23 protein-coding genes and 1 pseudogene are annotated in these 25,898 nt (G+C 62.9%); 12 read left to right on the top strand and 12 right to left on the bottom strand.

Features of this window, described 5'->3' with window-relative positions; all coding sequences use genetic code 11:
* Positions 1–81: 81 nt before the first annotated feature.
* From AC3Z8Y_RS11410 to pvdP, 5 genes and pseudogenes are all read right to left on the bottom strand, one after another.
* Entirely contained in the window at positions 82–843 is a 762-nt protein-coding gene (locus AC3Z8Y_RS11410; RefSeq protein WP_490089984.1) for a methyl-accepting chemotaxis protein, read from the bottom strand.
* A 93-nt stretch (positions 844–936) separates the two neighbouring features.
* Positions 937–1,974, bottom strand: a pseudogene (locus AC3Z8Y_RS11405) (HAMP domain-containing protein); the annotation flags it as partial.
* Positions 1,975–2,064: 90 nt separating this feature from the next.
* Positions 2,065–2,934, bottom strand: a complete 870-nt coding sequence (locus AC3Z8Y_RS11400; protein WP_490089780.1) for a TIGR03915 family putative DNA repair protein — start codon at positions 2,932–2,934, stop codon at positions 2,065–2,067.
* Positions 2,931–4,151, bottom strand: a complete 1,221-nt coding sequence (locus tag AC3Z8Y_RS11395; RefSeq protein ID WP_490089779.1) for a putative DNA modification/repair radical SAM protein — start codon at positions 4,149–4,151, stop codon at positions 2,931–2,933. Before AC3Z8Y_RS11395 ends, AC3Z8Y_RS11400 begins: the two co-directional genes overlap by 4 nt.
* A gap of 304 nt (positions 4,152–4,455) precedes the next feature.
* Positions 4,456–6,063, bottom strand: a complete 1,608-nt coding sequence (gene pvdP / locus AC3Z8Y_RS11390) for a pyoverdine maturation tyrosinase PvdP (RefSeq protein ID WP_490089778.1) — start codon at positions 6,061–6,063, stop codon at positions 4,456–4,458.
* Between the two features lie 405 nt (positions 6,064–6,468).
* Here pvdP and AC3Z8Y_RS11385 point away from each other — a divergent pair, with 405 nt between their 5' ends.
* Positions 6,469–9,054, top strand: a complete 2,586-nt coding sequence (locus tag AC3Z8Y_RS11385) for a glycosyl hydrolase family 28-related protein (protein ID WP_490089777.1) — start codon at positions 6,469–6,471, stop codon at positions 9,052–9,054.
* A gap of 48 nt (positions 9,055–9,102) precedes the next feature.
* On the opposite strand, the gene AC3Z8Y_RS11380 is transcribed toward AC3Z8Y_RS11385, so the two are convergent.
* Positions 9,103–9,840, bottom strand: a complete 738-nt coding sequence (locus AC3Z8Y_RS11380) for an alpha/beta hydrolase (RefSeq protein ID WP_490089776.1) — start codon at positions 9,838–9,840, stop codon at positions 9,103–9,105.
* 133 nt (positions 9,841–9,973) lie between these two features.
* Between AC3Z8Y_RS11380 and modA the strand changes: the two genes are divergently transcribed.
* The 3 genes from modA to modC are packed head-to-tail and all read left to right on the top strand — an operon-like array spanning position 9,974 to position 12,505.
* Entirely contained in the window at positions 9,974–10,747 is a 774-nt protein-coding gene (gene modA / locus AC3Z8Y_RS11375) for a molybdate ABC transporter substrate-binding protein (protein WP_490089775.1), read from the top strand.
* The gene (gene modB, locus AC3Z8Y_RS11370) at positions 10,743–11,426 is read left to right on the top strand and encodes a molybdate ABC transporter permease subunit (protein WP_490089983.1); all 684 of its coding nucleotides are present in this window, start codon (positions 10,743–10,745) and stop codon (positions 11,424–11,426) included. Before modA ends, modB begins: the two co-directional genes overlap by 5 nt.
* Positions 11,423–12,505 (top strand): molybdenum ABC transporter ATP-binding protein, encoded by a 1,083-nt coding sequence (gene modC / locus AC3Z8Y_RS11365; RefSeq protein WP_490089774.1) that lies wholly within the window; start codon positions 11,423–11,425, stop codon positions 12,503–12,505. Before modB ends, modC begins: the two co-directional genes overlap by 4 nt.
* 150 nt (positions 12,506–12,655) lie before the next feature.
* Here modC and AC3Z8Y_RS11360 read toward each other — a convergent pair whose 3' ends face one another.
* The 3 genes from AC3Z8Y_RS11360 to AC3Z8Y_RS11350 all read right to left on the bottom strand — a co-directional run bounded on the left by AC3Z8Y_RS11360 (position 12,656) and on the right by AC3Z8Y_RS11350 (position 14,023).
* Entirely contained in the window at positions 12,656–12,826 is a 171-nt protein-coding gene (locus AC3Z8Y_RS11360) for a hypothetical protein (protein WP_490089773.1), read from the bottom strand.
* A complete protein-coding gene (locus AC3Z8Y_RS11355; RefSeq protein ID WP_490089772.1) occupies positions 12,813–13,169 on the bottom strand; it encodes a hypothetical protein in 357 nt (118 codons plus the stop codon). The genes AC3Z8Y_RS11360 and AC3Z8Y_RS11355 overlap by 14 nt, the downstream gene beginning before the upstream one ends.
* Positions 13,170–13,246: 77 nt before the next feature.
* A complete protein-coding gene (locus tag AC3Z8Y_RS11350) occupies positions 13,247–14,023 on the bottom strand; it encodes an exodeoxyribonuclease III (protein WP_490089771.1) in 777 nt (258 codons plus the stop codon).
* Positions 14,024–14,211: 188 nt separating this feature from the next.
* On the opposite strand from AC3Z8Y_RS11350, the gene AC3Z8Y_RS11345 reads away from it, so the two are divergent.
* From AC3Z8Y_RS11345 to AC3Z8Y_RS11335, 3 genes are read left to right on the top strand one after another with little or no spacing between them, the layout of a single operon-like run.
* The gene (locus AC3Z8Y_RS11345; RefSeq protein ID WP_490089770.1) at positions 14,212–15,453 is read left to right on the top strand and encodes an SfnB family sulfur acquisition oxidoreductase; all 1,242 of its coding nucleotides are present in this window, start codon (positions 14,212–14,214) and stop codon (positions 15,451–15,453) included.
* Positions 15,454–15,456: 3 nt separating this feature from the next.
* Complete coding sequence (locus AC3Z8Y_RS11340; protein WP_490089769.1) at positions 15,457–16,674, top strand: SfnB family sulfur acquisition oxidoreductase; 1,218 nt, start codon at positions 15,457–15,459, stop codon at positions 16,672–16,674.
* 12 nt (positions 16,675–16,686) lie between these two features.
* Complete coding sequence (locus AC3Z8Y_RS11335) at positions 16,687–18,051, top strand: LLM class flavin-dependent oxidoreductase (protein WP_490089768.1); 1,365 nt, start codon at positions 16,687–16,689, stop codon at positions 18,049–18,051.
* A gap of 11 nt (positions 18,052–18,062) precedes the next feature.
* Here the strand turns inward: AC3Z8Y_RS11335 and AC3Z8Y_RS11330 are convergent, their stop codons facing one another.
* A complete protein-coding gene (locus AC3Z8Y_RS11330) occupies positions 18,063–18,734 on the bottom strand; it encodes a DJ-1/PfpI family protein (RefSeq protein ID WP_490089767.1) in 672 nt (223 codons plus the stop codon).
* Between the two features lie 99 nt (positions 18,735–18,833).
* Entirely contained in the window at positions 18,834–19,289 is a 456-nt protein-coding gene (locus tag AC3Z8Y_RS11325) for a response regulator (protein WP_490089766.1), read from the bottom strand.
* A 280-nt stretch (positions 19,290–19,569) separates the two neighbouring features.
* On the opposite strand from AC3Z8Y_RS11325, the gene AC3Z8Y_RS11320 reads away from it, so the two are divergent.
* The 5 genes from AC3Z8Y_RS11320 (at position 19,570) to AC3Z8Y_RS11300 (ending at position 24,095) form a co-directional block, all read left to right on the top strand.
* On the top strand, positions 19,570–20,637 hold the full coding sequence (locus AC3Z8Y_RS11320; RefSeq protein WP_490089765.1) for an NAD(P)-dependent alcohol dehydrogenase: 1,068 nt from the start codon (positions 19,570–19,572) through the stop codon (positions 20,635–20,637).
* 165 nt (positions 20,638–20,802) lie between these two features.
* Positions 20,803–22,803, top strand: a complete 2,001-nt coding sequence (locus tag AC3Z8Y_RS11315) for a mechanosensitive ion channel family protein (RefSeq protein ID WP_490089982.1) — start codon at positions 20,803–20,805, stop codon at positions 22,801–22,803.
* A 74-nt stretch (positions 22,804–22,877) separates the two neighbouring features.
* Positions 22,878–23,315: a type II 3-dehydroquinate dehydratase gene (gene aroQ / locus AC3Z8Y_RS11310; RefSeq protein WP_490089764.1), complete on the top strand. Its 438-nt coding sequence runs from the start codon at positions 22,878–22,880 to the stop codon at positions 23,313–23,315.
* 64 nt (positions 23,316–23,379) lie between these two features.
* Positions 23,380–23,772, top strand: coding sequence for a YidH family protein (locus tag AC3Z8Y_RS11305; RefSeq protein ID WP_490089763.1), 393 nt, complete (start codon positions 23,380–23,382; stop codon positions 23,770–23,772).
* A complete protein-coding gene (locus tag AC3Z8Y_RS11300; RefSeq protein ID WP_490089762.1) occupies positions 23,769–24,095 on the top strand; it encodes a DUF202 domain-containing protein in 327 nt (108 codons plus the stop codon). The genes AC3Z8Y_RS11305 and AC3Z8Y_RS11300 overlap by 4 nt, the downstream gene beginning before the upstream one ends.
* Here AC3Z8Y_RS11300 and AC3Z8Y_RS11295 read toward each other — a convergent pair.
* Entirely contained in the window at positions 24,092–25,897 is a 1,806-nt protein-coding gene (locus AC3Z8Y_RS11295) for a monovalent cation:proton antiporter-2 (CPA2) family protein (RefSeq protein ID WP_490089761.1), read from the bottom strand. The two genes, AC3Z8Y_RS11300 and AC3Z8Y_RS11295, sit on opposite strands and share 4 nt — an antisense overlap.
* Between the last annotated feature and the right edge of the window lies 1 nt (position 25,898).

The following is a 25,898-nucleotide window of genomic DNA, read 5'->3' as shown; positions in this document are numbered from 1 at the left end:
CTCCAGGAATCAGCTTGATATGATGGCCGTCATAATCTTCGCTCCCGGAGGTTGTGTCAATGTGTGTCAGCACCAACCGGGTCAGATCCGGAAGCTACCCACCAGCTGCTTCAAACGGCTCGCCTGCTGTTCCAGATCGGTACAGGCCCGCAGCGTGGCCTGAAGGTTTTCCACCCCTTCCTGGTTCAGTGTGTTGATTTCATTGATGTCCACATTGATGGCTTCCACCACTGCGGTTTGCTCCTCGGTGGCCGTGGCGACCGATTGGTTCATGCCATCGATTTCACCGATGCGTTGGGTCACGCTGGTGAGCCGCTCGCCCGCCTGGTTGGCAATGGTCACGCTTTGGTCACTTTCACGCTGGCTCTCGTTCATGATCGCCACCGCCTCACGGGCACCTACCTGAAGCTCTTCAATCATGCTCTGAACCTGCTGGGCCGATTCCTGGGTGCGGTGAGCAAGATTACGCACTTCATCTGCCACCACCGCAAAACCACGCCCCGCCTCTCCTGCCCGGGCGGCTTCAATGGCGGCGTTGAGCGCCAGCAGGTTGGTTTGCTGGGAGATACCAGTGATCACCTCAAGGATCTGGCCGATGTTCGCCGTCTTCAGGTTGAGCTGTTCGATCTTCTCGCACGCCCCACTGATTTTGCTGCCCAGGCGGTTCATCGCGTCGATGCTTTGCTGCACCACCGCCTGGCCGTTGGCCGCCAGGTCGCTGGCATCGCTCGAATGCTCGCTTGCCAGCGCTGCGTTCTGGGCGATTTCCTGGGCCGCGGCGCCCAGTTGGTTGATGGCCGCCGCTACGCTGTTGGTGCGGCTGCTTTGTTGGTCGGAGTTCATCATCGACGAGTTCGACGCACTTACCACCCGCAGCGCGACTTCGTTGAGCTGCACGGTGGAGGACGACACTTCCCGCATGGAATCGTGAATCCGCTGCACGAACCGGTTGAAGGCGGTGCCCAGGTGCCCGAATTCGTCCTGGTTCTGGATCTCCAGCCGACGCGTAAGGTCGCCTTCACCGGCGGCAATGTCCTGCATTGCGCGGCCCATCACGTTCAGGGGGCGCATGAGCACGGCAATCAGCATGCCTAGCAGAATGATGATCACCGCCACGGCGACCGACGTTGCCACCACCGCAGAGGTGCGGAAGTCGCTGAGGCTTTCGTAGGCTTTTTCCTTGTCCAGGGCCAGGCCGATGTACCAGTTCACCGAGGGCAGCCCATCGACATGCGCAAAAGTCAGCACCTCGGTGCGCCCAGCGCGATCGGCTTCGCTGATGTCTGCGCTCAGCCGCGGTGTCGCCTGGGGGTAGGCATCCTTGAGGTTTTTATTCACCAGCGCCTGATCGGGGTGCACGAGAATCTGCCCGGTTGCATCTACCAGAAACGCGTATCCGTTGCCGTGGAAGTCCAGGGCGTTGATGGTCTTGACCAGCGTATCGAGGGTGAGGTCGCCGCCTGCCACGCCGAGCACTTGCCCGTTCGGCCCTTTCACCGGAGTGGCAATGGTAATGATCAGGGATTTGGTGACCGCGTCGGTGTAAGGCTCGGTGAGCGTGGTCTTGCCAGCGTCCACGGCCCCCTTGTACCAGGGGCGGGTGCGCGCATCGTAGCCAGCGGGCATTTCATCCGGCGGCTGCATCACGAACACGCCGTTGGCGCGGCCGATGTACACGTTCATGAAGGTGGCCAGCAGCGTCTTCTGCTTCATCCACTGGCTGGCGGCATCGTCATCGGCCGTTGCGGCCAGGCCTTCAGCCATGCCTTCTACCAGCAGGATGCGCCCGGACAACCAGTTGCGCACGTTGGCCGACGCGCTTTCGCCGGTTTCGGCCAGGTAGCTGTTGAGCTGCGAGGTGATCGCGTGCCGCTGTAAATAGTCGTTGTAGAGCGAAAACAAGGTAAACGCGAGCACCACCACGAGGGAGGCGGCCAGGAGGATCTTGTGGCTGAACTTCAGGTTTCGGGTCATGACCGGGCGCTACTTATAGAGGGCTTGGTAGCCTCTTTATCGGCACCCCGGCTCGCTTGTTAAGGCAATGTGACAAAAAATTTCAAAGTTTTACTTTCCGCTGGTCGCAGGCGTGCGCGAAGCCGCTCCCAACGGCCCACCCGGCCGGGAAATAGCCTTGCCCGCCCGCTCCGATACCGCCTGCGCCTGCCCGTCCCGTTGCTTGCCGTGCCGCGCCTGGGTCACCAGCTTCGGGATCAGGTCGCCCTCGGGTAGCAGCTTCCAGAACCGTGCCGGCATGTGCCCCTGCATGATCCCGGGGTTCACCCGGGCAGGGTTGAAGGTATGTGCATAATAGGCCCGCCACAATGCATGGGTGGCATCGCCCTGCCCCCGCGCCAGCGCTGCCCAGGCCGGCGGGCATACGCGCTCGTAGTGCAGGGCTTCACCGTCGTAGTAGATCCCATCGCGCGGGGTAGCGATCAGCCAACGCTGCCGCCCCATGCGCCCCACGAAATGCTCGGCGGCGCGCTCAAGGATGTCGTGGGCCGGTTCGTGCCAGGCCACATAAGCCGGCCCGTCATCAGCCTCCGTACGCTCCACGAAACGTAAGAAGGCGTGCAGATGATGGGCCTCCCGGCTTACCTGCTTGATGCGACGGTGCAATTCACTGCCCACCGCATCGCCTGCCAGCATCGCCGTGCGGTCCCCGTGGCTTACCCGCCACAGCACTTCATAGAGCAGGCTCCAGCGCTGCTCGCCCAGGTATTGCGAGGCGCTTTCGAGCAAGGGCGGAAGGGCCTGCGGAATACGCGACTGGAAAGGCCCCGGTTCCGCCGGCAAGCCATGGGGCGCGCTGAACAGGTCCGCTTCGCGCTCACCATTCCAGCTCACCTGGCTGGGGTCCACTTGATGGCTGAGCAACCACCGCGCCTGCTGGCGCCATTCGCTGAACCGCCCGTTGCACTCCAGGCAAATCATCCCCACAGCCCCAGCTGTTGAGGCTGGGGCCGCTCGACCATGGCCTGGCGCAAGGCATGGCTGCTGGTGTCTGCCTGCGGGGGGTGGTAATCGGCGGTGACCACGAACGGCTTGGCCTTGGCGAGCACGCAGCGCAGGCGCGCGAGGTCGGCATAGCGGATACGCCGTTGGCGGCGAAGCTCGACGATCCGTTTGGTGGTGCGAATGCCGATGCCCGGCACCCGGGCGATCATCGCCGGCTCGGCGCGGTTGAGGTCCAGCGGGAACATGTCGCGGTGCTCCAGTGCCCAGGCCAGCTTCGGGTCGATATCCAGCGCCAGGTTGCCCGGCCCATTCAGTAGTTCGCTGGCCTGATACCCATAGCCTCGCAACAGGAAGTCGGCCTGGTACAAGCGGTGCTCGCGCAGCAAGGGCGGCGGCGCCAGCGGCACACTGCCGGGGCTGTCCGGAATAGGGCTGAACGCCGAGTAATACACGCGCTTGAGTTTGAAATTACCGTAGAGGGATTCGGCGCTGCGCAGGATAGTGCTGTCATCGGTGGCATCGGCACCGATGATCATTTGCGTACTCTGACCCGCCGGGGTGAATTTCGGCGCGCGCGCTTCCCCCGCCACCGCCTGCTGGCCTTGGTGGATCGTGTCCATGGCCTGGTGAATAGTGATCAGTTGTTTCTCGGGCGCCAGCACGCGCAGGCTTTCGCCGGTGGGCAGCTCCACGTTCACGCTGAGTCGATCGGCGTACTGCCCGGCCTGCTCGATCAGCCTGGGGTCGGCGTCCGGGATGGTCTTGAGATGGATATAACCACGAAACTCATGAACCTCGCGCAGCGTACGGGCGACGGCTACGAGTTGCTCCATGGTGTAGTCGGCCGAGCGGATGATGCCCGAGCTGAGAAACAGGCCGCTTACATAGTTGCGCCGGTAGAAGTCCAGCGTAAGCCGTACTACCTCCTCCGGGTTGAACCGCGCCCGCGGCACATTGCTGGAGCGCCGGTTTACACAATACTGGCAGTCGTACAGGCAGAAATTGGTGAGCAATACCTTGAGCAGGGATACGCAGCGGCCGTCCGGTGTATAGCTATGGCAAATGCCCATGCCATTGGTGGAGCCCAGGCCGCCCTTGCCTTCGGCGCTCCGCTTAGGCGCGCCGCTGCTCGCGCACGACGCATCGTACTTGGCGGCGTCGGCCAGAATGCTCAGCTTGTCGATCAACTCCATAACGGGCCCGCTAACTGGTTTTTTGTACAGTAGCTGGTTGGATGTACAACCTCAAGCACCCTTGGTCGGAGGTACTTATGCCCGAAAAAGCAAAAACCCGCCGAAGCGGGTCTTTTTTCAGTGCCATTCCAGCATCCTGCCGGTAGCCGTCCTGGGCCATGGCCGATCTTCCTTTATCGCTGAAGGCCATCCTGCGCTTCAGTTGATGGATTCAGAATACGTTGCACGGTGCCTTGTGGCGAGAGCGAAACGCTGCGCCGTTTTGTAAGACATTGGCTATAGAGCCACCGGGCGTAGGCTCACATCAGGTTCTTTGCAACGGCGTGCCTGGCAGATTGCGCGCATACCAGGGCCGTTCCTGAGCCTGGTCGATCGCATTGCCCAGGGTCGCCCGCGGCTCCACTGCCAGCCGCAAAGCGATCTTCATCACCTCCAGGTCGCTGTCCAGCGCGGTGCCCATCCAGATACCCGGACCATCGGCACAGGCATGGCTCACCGGGCCCATCCAGGGATTATCCTGTTCCACCCATTTACCCTTGGCAAACCACTGTACACCACGAATTTCAGAGACACTCACCTCGCCGGGATGGAACAGCCGGTGCGCCGCGAACCAGTCGTCTATGCGCGCGTCGATCCAACCGTGGAAGCCCCAGAACAGCGGATGCACATGGGAGGAAAACGGGTCGCCCAGGAAGTCGTTGCTGGCATCGAACCAAGACTCGGCGAAGTCCGTGGGCTGGCGCGCCATCGGGAGTGGCCGCCCGTCTGTCGGGGCCCGGGCTACGCTGGCCCAGCACATATGCAGCCAGTCGTGCAGGCTTAGCTCCAACTCGGAACCGAACTGCCCCAGGGTCATTTTCGCCAGGTAGTCTGGGTCACGATAACGGGACTCCCACACCTGAAAGTTGCCATCGTAGGTGTCGCGGCTTTTGATCGCCGCCATGCCTTGGCTATAGCTTTCGTCACCGGGGGCAAGCCAGGTGGGAGGAATGGCGCGGCCATCTTCGTTCTCGAAATACCGGATGAACGCTACCCGATCGGTTTCCACTGCCGGGCGCGGCAAGGGGAAATACCGCCAGGGCGTGGGCGCGCCCAGTTTGGCCGCTTCGCCCAGCATGTAGCGGTGCATATAAAGGAAGTCGATGCCTGAGCCATTACGGTCTTTGTACCGGCCGCGCGAATCGCGCTCTTCATTGCGCGGGCCTGGCTGCCAGCCCAGACCGCGCAAGGCCTGGCGACGGTCCTCCCCGATCAGGTGCCATTTGTCTCGCACGGTGTGCCAGAGCTGATGCGCCAGGCGGTGCTGGGGCGTGACCAGCCACTGGGCAAATGCCGGCGCCAGGGGGATGCGCTCGCGCGCCTCGGGAAACGCCAACTTGCGAGCATTGAAAGCGGTAGAGGTTTTACTGCCGTCGGGGTGGAGCTCAGTCACGTTGCCGCTCAGCAGGTCGTTATCCGCAACGCCTACCCCGCCCCACAAGTCGGTCAGTTTCACCTTCAGGCAGTAGCCAGGAGCGCCCGGCGCCGGCTCATGTTCCATAAGGCGCCAGCGTACCTGTGAGGCGCTGGCCCCCACCAGGTCACCAATGACCTTGAAGCGCGGATACTCATTGCTCGCCAGGCGCTTGTAGGTATCTACATAGCCCCGCAAGCCTCGGCCGCGCTCCCCGGCATCAAGCAGCAGGGTAGTCCCGTGCAAGGCAGGGACCTCTGGCGCATCCACTTGCCACACCCCGCGCAGCAGGTCTGCCAGCCGTTGGGTGGGCACGTCTGCCAGCTCCACGCGGGCTTCGCTCGGCGTGCCGCCCTCCGCCCACCACTTCTTCCATCGTCGGGCCCCTTCATAACCCACCGGAACCATCAAACCGCCCAGGGCCGCTCCCGCAAGGATAGTGCGCCGTGTCATTCGCATCGCTTGGTGTCCATGCTAAACGCTGTCGAATACTTCTTGTGTATCAACGTGTTACCTCTGCGTCCGGCAGAAAATCGGAAAAAGAGCCAGTTGATTGACAGGAACAGTAGCAGATTGCCTTGTACCCGTGGGGCTTTTCCACCCATTACAAAGATGAAATCTTCCGTTGCGCTTACCCGCTGCAGCCCTTGTATCACGGGCGTTACAGCGAAAATTTAATGTGACGGCACGATCATTTTTCACCTACGCTCGGCGCAGCGCCAAACTATCGCCGTTGCGCTTGGTCACAGGGTGTGGGCGCGCCAAGCACCTTGCAGTATTCCGAACGACAAACTATTGACACTACAGGATTGACAGCGAGCCCTGATCGGCGCCCGCCGTCGAGCAATGGATAAGGAGCAAGCGATGATCTTCAACGTTAAAGACTATGGCGCCGTAGGTGACGGCGTAACCGACGACACCGCGGCGATTCAGGCCGCCATCGATGCCGCCTCTGCGGCAGGTGGTGGCCAGGTGTACATCCCCACCGGCACTTACATCGTGTCGGGCGGCGAGGAAGCGTCGGACGGCTGCCTCATGTTGAAGAGCAACGTGTACATGTACGGTGACGGCGCAGGTGAAACCACCCTGAAGCTGGCCGACGGCTCCGATCAGGAAATCACGGGCATCGTGCGCTCGGCCTACGGCGAGGAAACCACTAACTTCGGCCTCAGTGACCTGACCATCGACGGCAACCGTGACAACACCACCGGCAAGGTGGACGGTTGGTTCAACGGCTATATCCCAGGCGAGGAAGGCCAGGATTCGAACGTGACCCTCGATGGCGTGGAAATCATGAACTGCTCCGGGTACGGCTTCGACCCGCACGAGCAAACCGTGAACATGGTCATCGAAAACTGCATTTCCCATGGCAACGGCCTGGACGGTTTCGTGGCCGATTACCTGATCGACAGCACCTTCATCAATAACGTGGCCTACGACAACGACCGCCACGGTTTCAACATCGTCACCAGCACCAACAGCTTCAGCCTGGTGGACAACGTGGCCTACGATAACGGCGGCGGCGGTATCGTGGTGCAGCGTGGCAGCGAGGACATCCCCTCGCCTACCGACATCACCATTACAGGGGGCGCGGTGTACGACAACGCCGCGGAAGGCATCCTCGTGAAGATGTCCGACGACGTGACCATCAGCGGCGTGGACATCTACAACAACGGCAGCGCCGGTATCCGCATCTATGGCTCTTCTGATGTGACCGTGGTGGACAACACCCTGACCGCCAACGGCCAGAACAATCCGGTGCCAGAGATCATCATCCAGTCCTACGACGACACCAACGGGGTGTCGGGCGAATTTTATGCTGGTAGCGGAAACGTTATCGAGAGCAACACCATCACGGGCGGCAGCAATTCCACCTATGGGGTGGCCGAGCGTAACGAAGACGGTACCGACGGCAACGCGGTGATCGGCAACACCATTACCGGCACCACCAAGGCCACCACCCTGCTGTACGGCGACGGCAGCTATGTGAGCTCGCAAGTGCCTCTGCATGAAATCGACGGCACCGCCGGCAAGGATACCCTCACCGGTACCGCCGTGGCCGACCTTATCCTCGGCGGCGAGGGTAACGACACCTTGAACGGCGCGGGCGGCAGCGACGTGATCGTGGGCGGTGCGGGCAAGGATACGTTGACCGGTGGCGACGGCGCGGACACCTTCCGCTTCGACGCGCTGACCGACAGCTATCGCACCACCACGGCAACCAACGCAGACCTGATCACCGACTTCAACGCCAGCGAAGACAAGATCGACCTGGCATCCCTGGGCTTCACCGGCCTGGGCGACGGCTACAACGGCACCCTGGCCGTGGTGTACAACAGCAGCACCGACCGTACCTATATCAAGAGCTACGAAACCGACGCCTCGGGCAACCGCTTCGAGCTGAGCCTGGCCGGTAACCTGGCGGGCAGCCTTACCTCGGATAACTTCGTATTCAAGTACGTGGTCCAGGGCACCGACAGCGCGGAAACCCTCACCGGCACCGCGCTGAACGAGACCCTCTACGGGCTGGGCGGCGCAGACACCATCAATGCCGGCGCCGGCAATGACATCATCTACGGCGGCGCCGGGGCGGACACCCTTAGCGGCGGTGATGGGGCGGACACCTTCGTGTACACCTCGTTGAGCGACAGCTTCCGCAACTACAACACTGGCGGCACCGACCAGGGCGACGAGATCGTCGACTTCAACGTGACCACAGACAAGATCGACCTGTCTGCGCTGGGCATCACCGGCTTGGGCAGTGGCTATGACGACACCATTCAGATCGTGCTGAACAGTTCCGGTACCGTCACCTACATCAAAAGCCGCGACGTGGATGCCGATGGCAACCGCTTCGAAGTTGCCATCGAGGGCAACCACCTGACCGACCTGACGGCGGACAACTTCGTGTTCGCTACCCCGGTGGTTGGTACCACGCTGCAAGGCACCGCCGGCAACGATGTACTTACCGGCACCGCAGGCGACGACATCCTTATTGGCGGCGCGGGCCTGGACAAGCTCACCGGTGGCGATGGGGCAGACACCTTCCGCTTCGAGAACCTCACTGACAGCTACCGTACGGCCAGCACCAGTGCGGATGACCTGATCCTGGATTTCAACGCCAGTGAGGACAAGATCGACCTCTCCGCGCTGGGCTTCACCGGCCTGGGCGACGGGCACAACGACACCTTGTCAATTGTGTACAACGCCACCACCGACCGTACCTACATCAAGGACCTGGACGCCGATGCCAACGGCAACCGCTTCGAAGTGGCGCTGTCGGGCAACCACACCACGGACCTGACCGCAGCCAACTTCGTGTTCGCCAGCACCACACCTGCCAGCACCACTACCGTAGATACAACCACGGTGGACACCAGCGCCACGGCCACCGAAGTAGTGATCCTCGGCACTACCACCGACACCGAGCACCACACCACCACGGCCTGAGGCCACGCCTCGCCGCCCAGCGCGGCGGGGCTTTTCCCCCGGCGGCCGTCAGTGCGAGGCCGCTATCCCCGTGACGTTGAACAACCACTTGGCGAGGTCATCCACTTCGGTTTTGCTCACGCCGTGGGTCATGCCGGGGTAGGCATGAAACTCGGCCTTGATTCCCACTTTGAGCAACGCTTCGTTGGCCTGCGTCGCCTCGGCATAGGGGAGGATCGGGTCTGCGGTGCCGTGCCCGATGAACACCGGCAACTGGGCCAACCCCGGCAGTGGAGCCAGGCGCTGGCGCATGCCCGAGGTGAGCTTGCCGCTGAGCGCCGCGATACCCCCGACCGAATCAGGGTACTGCAGCGCAAGTTCGTAGCTCATCATCGCGCCTTGGCTGAAGCCCACCAGGTAGATGCGCTTGGGCGCGACCTTGTACTTGCGCCCGGCCTCGGTGACAAAAGCACGCAAGGTTTCCAGGCTGCGCTGCACCTCTGCCGGCACGCCTTCGTACGGGCCGTTGCCCGGGGTTTTGCTGAACCATTGATAATGGCCTTCACCCAGGTCCGTAGGCGCGCGCACCGACAGGTAAGTGAAGTCCGGGAACAGGCGCTCGTGAATCTCGAACAGGTCCTCCTCGTTCGCACCGTATCCATGGAGGAAGATGATCAGAGGGTGCGCCTGTGGGTGGGCACCGGCCTGGGCAAGGTAGCTCAACGGCAGGTCGTGCTGCAGCACCGGCTGGGCGTGGGCCAAGCTTGCGATCAGGGGAAACAACAGGGCGGCTAACCACTTCATCATTGCGGGGCTCTCGCTCGGGAAGGTCGCACCAGAGGGTACCACTGCCGCTTGCATGGCTTCAGCCCCGGTGATTGGCTTCCCCGGGGGTTGCGCTATATAGTTCGTTGCATAACGCCACCCATCAGGACGCTCCATGCCTCTCATCCGCGCCGTGCCCTATTCGCTTTTTACACTCGCCAGCCTGTTCAGCCTTCAGGCGCTTGCCGATGATGTTCAGGTCGCCGTCGCCGCCAACTTCACCGCCCCGTTGAACGCAATCGCGGCAGCGTTCGAAAAAGACACCGGCCATCATGTGGTCGCTTCCCCCGGCGCCACTGGCCAGCTGTACGCACAGATCAAGAACGGCGCGCCCTACGAGGTGTTTCTGTCGGCCGATGACACCACCCCCGCTCGGCTCGAAAGCGAAGGCGCTACGGCCAAAGGCTCGCGCTTCACGTACGCAATCGGCACGCTGGCGCTGTGGTCTCCCAAGGCCGGCTATGTGGACGCCAATGGCGAGGTACTCAAGGCCAACGCGTACCAGCACCTGTCCATCGCCAACCCCAAGGCCGCGCCATACGGGTTGGCCGCCACCCAGGTATTGGCGCAGCTCAAGCTGACCGAGGCCACGCAGGCCAAGATCGTGGAGGGCCAGAACATCACGCAAGCCTTCCAGTTCGTGCAAACCGGAAACGCGGAACTGGGCTTCGTAGCCCTGAGCCAGGTGTACAAGGACGGCAAGATCACCAGCGGTTCTGCGTGGGTGGTGCCGCAAAGCCTGTACGACCCTATCCGCCAGGACGCGGTAATACTTGAAAAAGGCGCAAGCAACGCCGCGGCCAAAGCCTTCGTCGATTACCTGCGGGGGCCAAAAGCCGCGCAGCTCATCACGTCTTATGGCTACGCCCTTGATGCCAAGCCCGATTGACCTGTCGCCCAGCGACCTGGGCGCCATTTGGCTTACGCTGAAGCTGGCCAGCATCACCACCGCGATGCTGTTGTTGATAGGGTTACCTATCAGTTGGTGGCTGGCCCATACCCGGTGTCGGCTGCGGCCTGTGTTCAGCGCCATCGTTGCGCTCCCTCTGGTGCTGCCGCCCACGGTCATCGGTTTCTATCTGCTGGTACTCATGGGGCCGCAGGGCTGGCTGGGCCAGCTGACCTCCGGCCTGGGGCTAGGCACGCTGGTATTCAGCTTTCCGGGGTTAGTGGTGGGCTCGATGATCTATTCGCTGCCCTTTGTGGTGCAGCCGCTGACGAACGCCTTCGAAGCCATGGGCACTCGCCCGATGGAAGTTGCTGCCACGCTAGGCGCCGCGCCGCTGGACAGGTTCATCACGGTAGCGCTTCCGCTCGCCCGCCCCGGGATACTGACAGCGTCAGTGCTGGGCTTCGCTCACACGGTAGGTGAGTTCGGTGTGGTGCTGATGATCGGCGGGAACATCCCCGACAAAACCCGTGTGGTCTCGGTGCAACTGTTCGATCACGTGGAAGCCATGGAATACGGCCAGGCCCATGGGCTGGCCGCCCTGCTGGTGGCCTTTTCGCTGGTAGTGCTGGTGCTGCTGTACCGCAAGCGTTCCTCGGCACAGAGGGAAGACGAATGAGTGCGCTCGACCTGCGTTTTCGCCTGGCGCGACAGGGCTTTTCCATCGATATCAGCCTTGGCCTGCCCGGCGAGGGCGTAAATGCCGTGAGCGGGCCCTCCGGGTCCGGCAAAAGCACGTTGCTGCGTTGCCTGGCCGGGCTTGAGCGCGCAGACGAAGGGTTCATACAGGTAGGTGATGAGGTGTGGGAGGACACCACCGCCCGCCGCTTTGTACCGGCCCACCGCCGCGCCGTTGGCTATGTATTTCAGCAGCCGGGGTTGTTCCCGCACCTGAGTGTGGCCGACAACCTGGCGTATGGCTGGCGCCGCCTGCCTGCCGCGCAACGCACGCTCGACCGCGACAGCCTGCTCCGCACCCTGGGTATCGAACACCTGCTGGAACGGCGCCCGGGCGGGTTGTCCGGGGGTGAACGGCAGCGGGTAGGCATCGCCCGAGCACTGCTGCGCGCACCCCGGCTGTTGTTGATGGATGAGCCACTGGCCTCGCTGGACAACGAACGCAAGAGCGAAATATTGCCGTACCTGGAACGGCTGCGCGAACAACTGGCGATCCCCGTGGTGTATGTCAGCCACTCGATGGAAGAAATCACACGGCTCGCAGACCATCTGGTGGTACTGGACCACGGCAAGGTAATGGCCAGCGGCCCGCTGAACACGCTGCTCACACGGCTCGACTTGCCGTTGGCGAAGGGGCTGGATGCCGGCGTGGTCATCGAAGGGGTGGTCAGCGGCTACGACCCGCAATGGCGCCTGCTGCACCTGAGCTTCGGGGCGGGAACCACACTGCGCGTGCCCCATGGCGAACGCCCGACAGGCAGCCGGTTGCGCGTAAGGGTACTGGCGCGGGATGTAAGCCTGAGCCTGGATGCGCACAGCAACAGCAGCATATTGAACCGGCTGCCGGCTGTGATCGGCCCACAAGCCGACGCCACCGCCTCAGGTGATGTGCTGGTAACGCTGGATTGCCAGGGCACCCCCCTGCTCGCCCGGCTTACCCGCTATTCCGTCGACCACCTTGGGTTGGTGCCTGGCACTGTGGTGTGGGCCCAGATCAAAGGTGTGGCCGTGCTGGGGTGACGCTGCCCGTCCTGCCAGATCAGAGCGCTGGGAAGCGAGAAACTGTTCGCGAGCTCCGCCGGGTGGCCGGCCCCCCGCCTCCCACGGATGCGCCAACTGTAGGAGCAAGCGAAGCCGAAGGCGGAGCTCGCGAATAAGGGTAGGCGATTCCTACGCGTCAGGGTCGCTTAAATCCGGGTCCAGGTCGCTGTCGTCCGCCGCGGCGTCGTCCAGCGGGTCGCGGGCGGGGTCGAAGCCAGTGTCGTTCAGCTCGACCGGATCGCTGGGCGCATTGAGTGGCCATTCCGGGGTGGGGTTTGGGTCCTTCTCATTCGCTGACATCGTTGATCACCCTGCCGTGGCTTTGAATTTCAATCATGGTGATGCCCATCAGTTGCGCCTGATCCATCACCTCCTGGGGTGAGTCGTCAGCCGCAGGCATCAGCAGGCTGTTTTCAGCATCGCCGTAGTGGATTTCCAACAGCCTGAGCGCCACAACCTCGGGCGGTATCTGCGCGTGTTCGTATTCCAGCTCCAGATTCCGCGGCTGCTCGTTATAGAGGTAACTGACCCGGCAGCGATACAACGAGGCCTGGGCAGGGTCGTTGGCCATCAGCCCATCGCCTGTGGGGGCGGACAGGTCGGCGCCTTGCAACCCGCCCTTGTAGTGGGGATTGGTGTCCATCGGAGCGCTCCATTGCGTGGGTGATAGTCGATGGACCGCTGCGCAGGCCAGCGGTGCCCCGCACGAGACCAAAGGCATCAGCCTTGGCGCAAGCGCACCCAGGTAGGCGCATGGTCACTGGCGTGAGGCTGATCGCGCACCCAACGGTCCACGCCTGCGTCTTCCAGGCGCGGAGCCAGGTCCTTGCTCAACAAGAGGTGGTCGATACGCAGGCCCGAATTGTGCTGCCAATGCTGACGGAAATAGTCCCAGAAGGTAAACACCTGTTCCTCCGGAAAGTGCGCACGCAGGGCGTCGGTCCAGCCCTGGTCGAGCAACCGCTGGAAGCATTCCCGGCTTTCAGGCTGGAGCAAAGCATCCTTGCGCCAGGATTTGGGACTGTAGATATCGAAATCCGTAGGCACTACGTTGTAGTCCCCCGCCAGTACCACCGGATGGCCACTGTCGAGTAACCCCTGGGCATGAGTGATGAAGTGCTCGAACCAACGCAGCTTGTATTCGAACTTTGGCCCGGGCTGCGGGTTGCCGTTGGGCAGGTAGAGGCACCCTACAACCACACCTTGCACCGCTGCCTCCAGATAGCGGCTATGAGTGTCATCTTCGAATCCCGGTAGCCCTCGACGGATTTCCAGCGGATCGCTGCCGCGCGAGAGAATGGCAACGCCGTTCCAACTAGCCTGGCCATGCCAGATCACGCCATAGCCTGCCGCTTCGATCGCCTCCCGAGGGAACGCCGTATCAGCGGCCTTGAGCTCTTGCAGGCAGACGACGTCCGGTGCCTCTTTTTCAAGCCAGGCCAGCAGCGCATCCAGCCGGGCGCGGATGCCATTGATATTGAACGTAGCAATTTTCATCGGTCGGCTTCCCCCTGGGTTTACTGTGGGACCACGCACCCGGGCGCTGGGTTTTATCCATAGACCAAAATGCTATTTCACCGCCCGCGCCCTTCCGCATTAGGGTAGCGCCACCGGACCACCGGACATCGTTGTTTATCATTTTGACCGATGCCGGGGCATGCCTCGTTATCGCCTGCGAGGTTCGTGTGACACATCCAACCGCACCACTGTCCATCCCAGGGCTTGATACGGCCCCGCGACTGCTGCCGGCCCGCGTGCTAGAAGACGACGCCCAGGCCCTGCAGGTTGCCCGGGAATTCGCCGCCTTCGCCGCCACCCATGCTGCCGAGCGAGACGCCGAACGGCGCCTTCCCTGGGCCGAACTCGAACAGTTCACTACCAGTGGGCTGGGCAGCATCGGTGTACCCAAGGCCTTCGGTGGGCCAGGCGTGAGCCACGTGACCATCGCCGAGGTGTTCAAACTCATTTGCGCGGCTGACCCCGCGCTGGGGCAGATCCCGCAGAACCACTTTGGCATCCTGCGCGTGCTCGAACTGGCCGCCACGCCCGAGCAGCAACAGCGCCTGTTTGGCAGCGTGCTGCAGGGCCACCGGATCGGCAATGCCGGCCCGGAACGCAACAGCCGACACACGCTGGAACTGCGCGCCCGGGCGCGCCGCGAAGGCGACGGCTATCGCATCAGCGGTGAGAAGTTCTATTCCACGGGCGCTCTGTTCGCCCATTGGATTACCGTCAAGGCCCTGGACGACGAGGGCGAACAGGTAATGGCCTTCGTGCCTCGTGGCACCCCGGGGCTGCGGGTGATTGACGACTGGTCGGGCTTCGGCCAGCGCACCACCGCCTCTGGCACGGTGATTCTGGACAATGTACCCGTGCCGGCCGTAAACATCGTGAGCAACGGCGCGTTGGGCCAGCGCCCCAATACCCAGGGCGCGTATGCCCAGCTTATCCAGGCCGCGATCGATGCTGGCATCGCCCACGCCGCCGTGGCCGATACCGTTGCCTTCGTACGGGAACGGGCCCGCCCGTGGCCGGATGCCAAGGTCGAAGCGGCCCGCCTGGAGCCCTACGTGATCGCTGAGGTAGGCCGCTTGCAAGTAGAGCTTGAAGCCGCTGATGCCCTGCTCGAACGTGCCGCCGCTACCCTGGACCAGATCAATGCCGTGCCTGTGGACGAGCACAGCGCGGCGCGTGCCTCTATTGCGGTTGCCGAAGCCAAGGTGCTCACCACTGAAATTGCTTTGAAGGCGAGCGAAAAGCTGTTCGAACTGGCCGGCAGCCGCGCCACCCTGGCCGAGCACAACCTCGATCGCCACTGGCGCAATGCCCGCGTGCATACGCTGCACGACCCGGTGCGCTGGAAGGTTCATGCCGTCGGCAGCTATCACCTCAATGGCACTTATCCCGCGCGCCACTCCTGGATCTGACCCATGAACACGCTTACCCTCGCCTCCGTACCGGCGCACATCGATGCCGCCGTCATTCGCGATGACGCTGAAGCCTTGGCGGTCGCCAATGCACTCGCCCTGCGCTTTGCCGAAGGTGCCAGCGACCGTGACCGCGAGCGCCGGCTACCCCATGCCGAACTGGACACCTTCTGCGCCTCAGGCCTGTGGGGCATTACCGTGCCCCGGCGCTTCGGTGGCGCGGACGTGTCCAGCGCCACCCTGGCCAAGGTCATCGCCCGTATCGCGCAGGCCGACGGCTCCCTTGGGCAAATCCCCCAAAACCATTTCTACGCCCTCGAAGTGCTGCGCGTGAACGGCAGCGAAGCCCAGCAGCAGCGGCTGTTCAGCGAAGCGCTACAAGGCCGGCGCTTTGGCAATGCGCTGGCCGAGTTCACCACCAAGGATTCGCAGCAGCGCACCACCGCCCTGCGCAAGGGCCCGGATGGCTGGACCATCCAAGGGCAGAAGTTCTACGCAACCGGCGCCCTGTTCGCCCAGCGCATCCCCACCTCTGTAGTGGATGAGCAGGGTGTGCAGTACATGGCGTTCGTGCCCCGCCATGCGCAAGGCCTGGAGGTGATCGACGACTGGTCCGGTTTCGGCCAACGCACCACCGGCAGTGGCAGCGTGCTACTGAATAACGTTCCCATATCGCCCGAGGACGTGGTGCCGTTCCAGGCATCGTTCGAGCGCCCTACCAGTGTGGGGCCCTTCGCTCAGATCCTCCACGCGGCCATCGACATCGGCATTGCCCGTGGCGCTTACGAGGCCACGCGGGCTTTTGTGCGCGAGCGCGCTCGGCCGTGGCCGGACAGCGGCGTGAGCGCGGCGTGTGACGACCCACTGACGATCTACGACATCGGCCGCGTGGCCATCGCCTTGCATGCCGCCGAGGCCGTACTGGCCCGGGCCGGCGCGCACCTGGACATTGCGCGCGTGGCGCCGGACGCCCAGAGCGTGGCGGCGGCTTCCCTGAGCGTGGCCACTGCCAGGGCGCTGGGCACCGACGTATCGCTGTTGGCGGGCAACAAGTTGATCGAGCTGGGCGGTGCGCGGGCAGCCTTGGCCGAGGACGGCCTGGACCGGTTCTGGCGCAACGCGCGGGTCCACACTTTGCACGACCCGGTGCGCTGGAAATACCACGCCATTGGCAACTACTACCTCAACGACCAATTGCCGCCGCGCAAGGGTTACCTCTGACAGGAGCGGCCCATGGCACGCAAACAGGTTTTGCTCAACGCATTCAACATGAACTGCGTGGGCCATATCAATCACGGCCTCTGGGCTCACCCCCGAGACCGCTCCTGCGAATACCACAGCGTGGAGTATTGGACCGAGCTGGCCCAACTGCTGGAGCGCGGGCTGTTCGACGGGTTGTTCCTGGCGGACATCGTAGGCGTATATGACGTGTATCAGGGCAACGTGGACCTCACCCTGCGCGAGAGCATCCAGTTGCCGGTCAACGACCCTCTGCTGCTCATCTCGGCCATGGCGGCCAGTACCCGCCACCTGGGCTTCGGGGTCACCGCAAACCTCAGCTATGAGGCGCCTTATCTGTTCGCCCGGCGCATGTCCACGCTCGACCATTTGAGCCGCGGCCGCGTGGGCTGGAACATCGTGACCGGTTACCTCGACAGCGCCGCCCGCGCCATGGGCCGCAGCGAGCAAACCGCACACGACCGGCGCTACGATCAAGCCGATGAATACCTTGAGGTGCTGTACAAACTGTGGGAAGGCAGCTGGGCGGATGACGCCGTGATAGCAGACCGCGAACGCCGGATCTATGCCCGGCCCGACCGCGTGCGCCCGGTACGCCATCAAGGCGAGTTCTATCAGGTGGAGGGTTATCACCTCAGCGAACCCTCGCCGCAGCGCACGCCGGTATTGTTCCAGGCCGGTGCCTCTCCGCGAGGCTCACGCTTCGCCGGGCAGCATGCCGAGTGCATATTTATCATGGGGCAGGACCGCGAAAGCGTTCGCAGGCAAGTGGACAGCCTTCGCGCCGCAGCCCAGGCCGCCGGGCGCGACCCGCACGCCCTCAAGGTGTTCATGGGAATTACCGTTGTGGTGGGCGCTACCGAGCAAGAGGCTCGGGAGAAACACGCCGAGTACTTGCGCTACGCCAGCCCTGAGGCGGGCCTGGCACATTACGCGGCCTCCACGGGTATCGACCTGTCCCGCTACGGGCTGGACGAGCCGATCCGGCCACAACAGACCAATGCCATTGAATCGGCCGCCAAGGCGCTTACCTGCAACGGTGACTGGAGCGTACGCCGTATCCTCGAACAGAACGCGCTGGGCGGCCGTTATCCAGCGCTGGTAGGCAGCCCAGCGGTGGTTGCCGAACAACTGCTGGACTGGATCGACACCACCGGGCTGGACGGTTTCAACCTCACCCGCACGGTTACCCCTGAAAGCTATGAGGATTTCATTCGCTGGGTGATACCCGAGCTACAGGCGCGTGGGCGCTACAAGACCGCCTACAGCGAAGGCAGCCTGCGTAACAAGCTGTTCGGTGCCGGTAACCGCCTGCCCGGGGACCACCCCGGTGCGGCGTATCGGTTCGAATCGGCCTGAACGGCACAGCATCAAAGCCGGGCCGCAGCCCGTGCGACGACCTGGGCCCGCCGCGCTACCGAGGGCGCCACAGCTTCGCGCTGGGCCTGGAGCACCTGCGCGGGAGCCTGGGTGGGGTCCCCTGAGGCAAACGGCGGCGCGGGGGCATATTCTAGTGCCAGCTGCGCACGCTGGGCCTGTTCTTCTCCGAACCACTGAGCGGCCACCGCCAGCGCGAAATCAATCCCGGCCGTTACACCACCTCCGGTAATCAAATTGCCGTCTGTGACCACCCTGTCATGTACCGGTAGCGCGCCCAGTGGCTCAAGCAGTTCGTGATAGGCCCAATGGGTGGTGGCACGCTTGCCCGTTAGCAAGCCCGCCGCCCCCAATACAAGGGCACCGGTGCACACCGACGTGACGAACCTGGCACTTGGCGCGCGCGCTCGCAGGAACGCAAGCACTGCGGCATCTTCGATCAGCGCCTCCACACCACCCCCACCGGGCACGCAGAGCAGATCCAACGGGGGGCAATCCGCGAATGTGGTGGTGGCTTGTAGCGTCAGGCCACCGCTGGCGGTCACGGGGGCGCTATCTTTCCAGATCAGGTGTTGATGCACATCCGCAAAATGCGCAAATACGTCGAAGGGGCCAACGAGGTCCAGCGGCTGTACGCCGGGAAAAACGAGGTAACCGATATGCATGAAGGCGCTCCATGGTGGGTGGTCGCCTTCACAGTAGCCAGTACCCGCTCGCGGGAATTGCCAATTACCGGCAGAAACCCGCCAATACGGCCATGACGCTCAACGGGCGAGCTTGGCCTCTTCGGCAACGATGGCTCGCATCACCTCATCGGTCAGCTTGCCGATGGTCCAAGGCTTTGGCAGGAACGCGATATCATTACCGATATCCGCAGTTTCCGGGGTCTCATGGCCCGACATCACAATGATCGGAAGCTCGGGCCATTCTCTGTGCACGCGCCGCGTCAGCTGAGCGCCATCGATTTCGCCGGGCATGCGGATGTCAGTGATTAACAGGTTTACGTGCAGCCCTTCCCCGAAGGCCTTCCAGGCGTCGTCAGCGGTGCCGAATTCGATCGTATCAAAGCCTTCCCCGGCAAGAATTTCGCAAACGAACTCGCGAATGATGACTTCGTCTTCCACCACCATGATCTTTGGTCGAGGCTCGGCGGGGCTGGCAGTGTTGGTATGGGATGGGGCATTGAGCATCTTGGTGTCCTTGGCATTGAGTCGGGGCACTACCGCCCATAATCCCTTCGTCAACCAGAAACCAAGATGATTCGCCCCTCCCGGGGGGTTAATCGACGGACGGTTGTGCTTTCGTTTGGCTATCAGTACCTTGCGTAGCAATTACTTAGCGCGTTCGAGTTTCGCCAACTCGGCTTTCAGCAAAATGATGGCGCGTGCTGCTCGGTCACGGGCTCGCTTTGTGCTAAACCGATTCTTCCGGACATCCGTCCTTTCGAACGTTCGAGTCGGCCGAACTGTCGGCACTAATGACTTCATCAGGAGATTTCCAATGAGCAAGACCCTGACCTATGCCGCACAAAACGCTTCCGATACGTTGAAGCCCTATGCGATCGAACGACGTGCCCCCAACGCCGACGATGTACAGATTGAAATCCTTTACTGCGGGGTATGCCACTCTGACCTCCATACTGCCCGCAACGAATGGCAAAACACCCTGTTCCCGTCTGTGCCTGGCCACGAAATCGTGGGCCGGGTCAGTGCGGTGGGCAGCGCTGTCACCCGTTTCAAGGTCGGCGACCTCGCCGGAGTGGGCTGTATGGTGGACAGCTGCCAGCACTGTGCGGCCTGCGCCGAAGGCGACGAGCAATATTGTGAAAACGGCTTCACCGGTACCTATAACGGCCCTGTGTTCGGGGGTGAGAACACGTATGGCGGCTACAGCGAACGCATTGTGGTGAAGGAAGCCTTTGTGCTGCGTATCAGCCATGACGAGGGTGACCTCGCCGCTGTCGCGCCATTGCTGTGTGCCGGCATTACCACGTATTCGCCACTGAGCCATTGGAAGGTCGGCCCTGGCAAGAAGGTCGGCATCGTGGGGTTGGGTGGGCTTGGCCATATGGGCGTGAAGATTGCCGCCGCCATGGGCGCTCACGTGGTGCTGTTCACCACCTCTCCCAACAAGCGCGAAGATGGCCTGCGCCTGGGTGCGAAAGAAGTCGTGGTGTCCAAGGACCCTGAGCAGATGCAAGCCCATGCCAACAGCCTGGATTTCATTCTCAATACCGTGGCCGCCCAGCACGACCTGGACCCTTTCCTTAACCTGCTCAAGCGCGATGGCACCATGACCCTGGTGGGTGCGCCGGAGCATCCACACCCTGCGCCAACCGTGTTCAACCTGATTTTCAAGCGCCGAAGCCTGGCCGGTTCGTTGATCGGCGGCATACGGGAAACTCAAGAGATGCTGGACTTCTGCGCCAAGCACAACCTTGTGTCGGATATCGAAATGATCGACATCCAGACCATCAACGAGGCGTACGAGCGCATGCTCAAGAGCGATGTGAAGTACCGTTTCGTGATCGACATGGCCAGCTTGAAAAAGGACGCCGCCGCGGCCTGACCCCTGGCTTGTCAAACCCGGGCCCGGTTTTTATGCCGGGCCTTTGCATTTGTGGTTTGCCGAAAGCGTTGACGCGCTCATTCACCGGCGGGGCGAACATTCCCGGGCAGTGAGGGTCTGTCAGGAGAACCTTTGTGGAGCCTTGCCCTCGTGCCACGCCTTGTCATGCTGTTGCTCACTGCCTTGCTTACCCTCCCGGCCTTCGCTGACACTCCCGCCGCCGAACAGGCCCCGGCGGAAAAAGAAGTGCTGGTACAAGGCGGGCTGCTGGGAACGTTGACGTCCAGCCTCGATAACGTTCAAGACAAGCTCGACCTCAACGAACACTTGGTGGACACCTGGCGTTTGCGCACCGACCGCGCCGCCGCCGAGGCAGGCCGGCTGTTCGACCAACAGGCCGCCGCTTCGGGCTGGGAATTGACCCGCGACTTCGCGGTGCTGAGCCTTACCTGGATCGCCACTTTCTTCGCGCTTTACACCCTTGCCCGTGTAGCGTGGTCGCGGGTGGGCCGCCAGGGCTTCCTTTATCGCCGACGCCGCCTGCATGGGGTATTGGGCTACCTGCTGCGGTTCACCGTGCCTGCCCTCCTCAGTTTTGGCATGGCGCTGGTGGTCAGCCATCACCTTGCTCCGTCCGACGCCCGGGCCTTGGCGCTGTGCCTGGCATATGCCACCAGCAGCGGCATCTTCTCAACCACCATGATTCTCTGCGCCATCACCTTGTTCAACGTCGGCCACAAGCGTGCGGCGGTCAACGCGCTGCGGCGGGGCGCTCCCAGGCCGCTGTTTGTGATCGGCTTTCTGGCGGCCCTTGGCGATGCGCTCACCAGCCCTCAGATTGCCCGGCAGCTGGGCAATAACCTTACTGGCAGCATCGCAGTGTTCGTGGGGTTGATGGCAACCTTCACCTTCGCTGTACTGGTGTTGAAGATGCGCCGCCCCGTGGCACACCTCATTCGCAACCGTGCCTACCGCCAGCGCCACGACCATCGCGCGGTGCAGGAAACCCTGCGGGTATTCGCCGCCGTGTGGTACCTGCCGATCCTGCTGATGATCCTGGTGTCGGCCATTCATTTGATCGGGGCCGGCGAGCAAAGCCAGCAAGCGTTGCAGCGCGCACTGATGAGCACCGTGCTACTGATCGGCGCAGTGTTCCTCAGCACCGTCATGCACCATGTGCTCAAACCCCAGGCCGCGGTCGACCCGGACCGCCCGCGCCCCTATGTAGAGTTGTTCCGCAGCCTGGGCCACGCGCTGTCGCGGATCATTATCGCCATCGTGTTCATCGAACTGCTGGCGCGTACCTGGGGCGTTTCGGTACTGGAATTCGCGGCTCGTAACAGTGTGGGCCGCGCCATCAGCAACTCGCTCAGCAGCATCGGTTTGATCCTGTTGGTGACCTGGCTGGTATGGGTGGTCATCGACACCGCGATCCAGCAGGCGCTCAAGCCGGCCGTAGGCAAGCGGGCCAGCCGCCAGCCAAGCACCCGGGTGAAGACCATCCTGCCGATGCTGCGCAACGCTACCAAGATCGTACTGGTGGTGATCGGCACTATCACCACCATGGCCAACCTGGGCATCAATGTAGCCCCGCTGCTGGCGGGTGCCGGTGTGGTGGGCCTGGCGATCGGTTTCGGTTCGCAGCAACTGGTACAGGACGTGATCACGGGGCTGTTCATCCTGATCGAAGACACCATCGCCATCGGCGACTGGGTAGTGCTCGACTCAGGCCACGCCGGCACCGTGGAAAGCCTCACCATTCGCACCCTGCGCCTGCGCGACGGCAAGGGCTTCGTGCACTCGGTGCCTTTCGGCCAGATCAAGGCGGTGACCAACCAGTCGCGGCAGTTCGCCAATGCGTTCTTCTCGGTACAGGTGACCTACGACAGCGATATCGACACAGCGCTGGCGCTGATCCAGCAAGCCGCGGACCAGATTGCCGACGACCTTCTGCTCAAGACCAACCTGCAAGGCCCGTTGCAGGTGTTCGGCGTGGACAAGATGGACCTCAACGGTATTACTCTGACCGCACAGTTCCGCACCACCTCCGGGGGCCAATATGCAATCGGCCGTGCCTTCAACGAGAAGCTCAAGAAGCTGGTGGATGGCGTGGACAACGTGCGCTTCGCCCAGTATTACCTGCCCCCTGTGCCCGTGAAGGCATAAGGCAGTAGCGCGCCATCCGGTGGGGCTATTACCATGGCAGCCCCGCCTGCCTGCTGCAGAGAGAGACGCACCTGATGGCAACCACCTTGCTGGTTTTGAACGGCCCCAACCTGAACATGCTCGGCACTCGCGAGCCCACCGTATACGGCAAGGAAACCCTTGCCGATGTGGAAGCACAATGCCGCGCCACCGCCGAGGCGCACGGGCTGGCGCTGGAGTTTCAGCAGACCAATCACGAAGGCCAGATGATCGACTGGGTACACCAGGCCCGTGGCCGGATCGCCGGGATCGTGATCAACCCGGGCGCCTGGACCCACACCTCCATCGCGCTGCATGACGCATTGGTGGCGGCCGAGGTACCGGTGCTTGAGGTGCACATTTCCAACGTGCACAAGCGTGAATCCTTCCGCCACCACTCCTATGTGTCGCTGGTGGCAGTGGGCGTGATCGCCGGGTTCGGCACGCACGGCTACACCTTGGCCATCGACCACTTCGCCAAGTTGCTGAAATGAGCCTGGCGGGGCCCTCACCGGCCTCGCCTCGCCGTTATCGCCTACCCGTCCACGGGATCGAACCATGACACCACCCTTTTCCACCCCGCCTCGCGCGCCCCTGCGGGACAAGCTGCTCGGCGGCGGTATCGAGCCTGATCCACGGTTCACCCTGGCCAACGAGCGTACCTTCCTGGCCTGGATACGTACCTCACTGGCACTGATGGCTGGCGGGATCGCCGTGGAGGCTTTCACGGGTGACGTGTTCGCGCCCGACGCCCGCAAGGTGCTGGCAGTACTGCTGCTGACCTTGGGGTTGATCCTGAGCGCCAGCGCTGGCGTTCGCTGGTTGAACGTGGAGCGTGCCATGCGCCATGGCCGTGCCCTGCCGCTCCCCCTGCTGGTGCCTTTGCTGTCATTCGGCGGCGCGTTGGCGACGGCCGTGCTGTTGGTATTCATTGCCCTGCGCCCGGCATGAACCTCACCCGCGCTCATTCCGATGCCGGCCTGCAGCCTGAACGTACGTGGATGGCCTGGCGGCGCACCCTGTTGTCGTTGGTGGCCGCCAGCCTGCTATGCCTGCGTTGGGTACCCCAGCATGGCCGCTTCGCTTTCTTGCTGGTGGCGCTGGCCTTGCTGGCCGCTCTGGCGATCGGGCTGGGCCAGCAGCGCCGCTACCGGCAGAGCATTGCCGCGATCAACGATGGCCGCACGGTACCGCCAGTGCTTGAAGTGCTTGCCCTGGCAGTTGCCTGCGTGGCATTGGGCGCGCTCGGGCTCTACGGCGTGCTGATGTTCTAGCCCGGCTCGTTCGCTTCGCGCTGGGCGTCGGCCTCGAACAGCCGTTCCAGCTCTGCCCGGGCTTCCTGATTGCTCTGGATCACCTTGGCGGCGTCGTCGTATACGAGGTGCTGCTCGCGCAGCACCACCTGGTCGTGGTGCTGGAACCGGCGTATGCGGGTTTGCGCCTGTACCTCGGTCAAGCCCAGCCCGATCAACGTACGCCGGGTCATCTCCAGGCTCGAATAGAAGGTTTCACGCACGGCGTCCGCCCCCAGGTCGGTGAGCTTGTGAACGTGCTGACGGTTGCGCGCCCGCGCGATGATCTTGAGATGCGGATACAGCCGCTTTACCAGCTCGGCGGTTTTGATGTTGGTGTCGGGATCGTTGGTGGCGATCACGAAATACTCGGCCTGGTCCACCTTGGCCGCGCGCAGGATTTCTGCACGCAAAGGGTCCCCATAGAACACCGGCAATCCCGAGAAGCTGCGCGACAGTTCGATACTCTCGACCGACGTATCGAGGGCCACGAAGGGGATTTTCTGCGCACGCAGGATCCGCGCAACGATCTGCCCCATACGGCCCATGCCAGCGATGACCACGCGCGGTGCATCCGCGTCGATGTTTCGATATTCCTCCGGCACGGGCACCGGGCGCTCCTTGCGGGCCAACAGGCGGCCTGCCCCCAGCAGCAACAGTGGCGTAACGGCCATGGACAGCGTGATTGCCAACACCAGCAGGTCATACAAGCGAGCGTCGAACAAACCGTTGTCACGACCCAGCTTGAACACCACGAAAGCAAACTCACCGCCAGTGGCAAGGACCAGCCCCAGGCGCAACGAGGAACCAGGCTGCAGGCCACCGGCGTATTTACCCAGCAAGGCCAGCAAGGGCAGCTTGAGCCCAAGCAGTAACAAGGTAAGCCCGATCACGGTGACTGGCTCGGCCAGCAGCAGGCCCAGGTTGGCGCCCATGCCCACGCTGATGAAGAACAGCCCCAGCAGCAGGCCCTTGAACGGCTCGATCTGTGCTTCCAGTTCGTGCCGGTATTCCGAATCCGCCAGCAGCAGCCCCGCCAGGAACGCCCCCAGCGCCATGGACACGCCAACCTGATCCATCAACCAGGCGGTACCGATCACTACCAGTAATGCCGTCGCGGTAGAGACCTCCTGTATGCCAGCCTTGGCGACCGCGCGAAATACCGGGCGGAGCAGGTAGCGCCCGCCCACCACTACCAGGGCAATACTGCCCAGTACCTGCAAGCCATGCTCCAGGCTTGGCGGCGGCCGCGTGGCGGAGCCACTGGCAAGCAGCGGTACCAAGGCAATCAACGGAATGGCGGCGATGTCCTGGAACAGCAGAATAGCGAACGCCAGGCGCCCGTGAGGGCTATGCAATTCGTGCCGCTCGGCCAGGCTTTGCAAGCCGAACGCCGTGGACGACAAGGCAAGGCCCAGGCCCAGGATGACCGCGCTGTTGAAGGGTTGAGAGAACAGGTACATGGCGACCGCGCCGATCACGCAGCCGGTCAGCGCCACCTGCGCCAGGCCGATGCCGAATACCGCCTTGCGCATCACCCACAGGCGCTTGGGCGACAGTTCCAGGCCGATGATGAACAGCAACAGCACCACGCCCAGTTCGGAAAGGTGGTTCAGGCTCTGACTGTTGCCAACCAGCCCGAGCACCGCAGGGCCGATGGCAACACCGGCCAGCAGATAGCCGAGTACGGCACCCAGTTGAAGCCTTTTAGCCAGGGGAACCGCCAGAACGGCGGCGAGAAGAAATACAACAGCGGCGCCTAACAGGTTGCCGTCATGCGGCATG

Source organism: Pseudomonas sp. 3MAES_34.3B (assembly GCF_058145875.1).
This window is presented reverse-complemented; position numbering and strand designations above follow the sequence as displayed.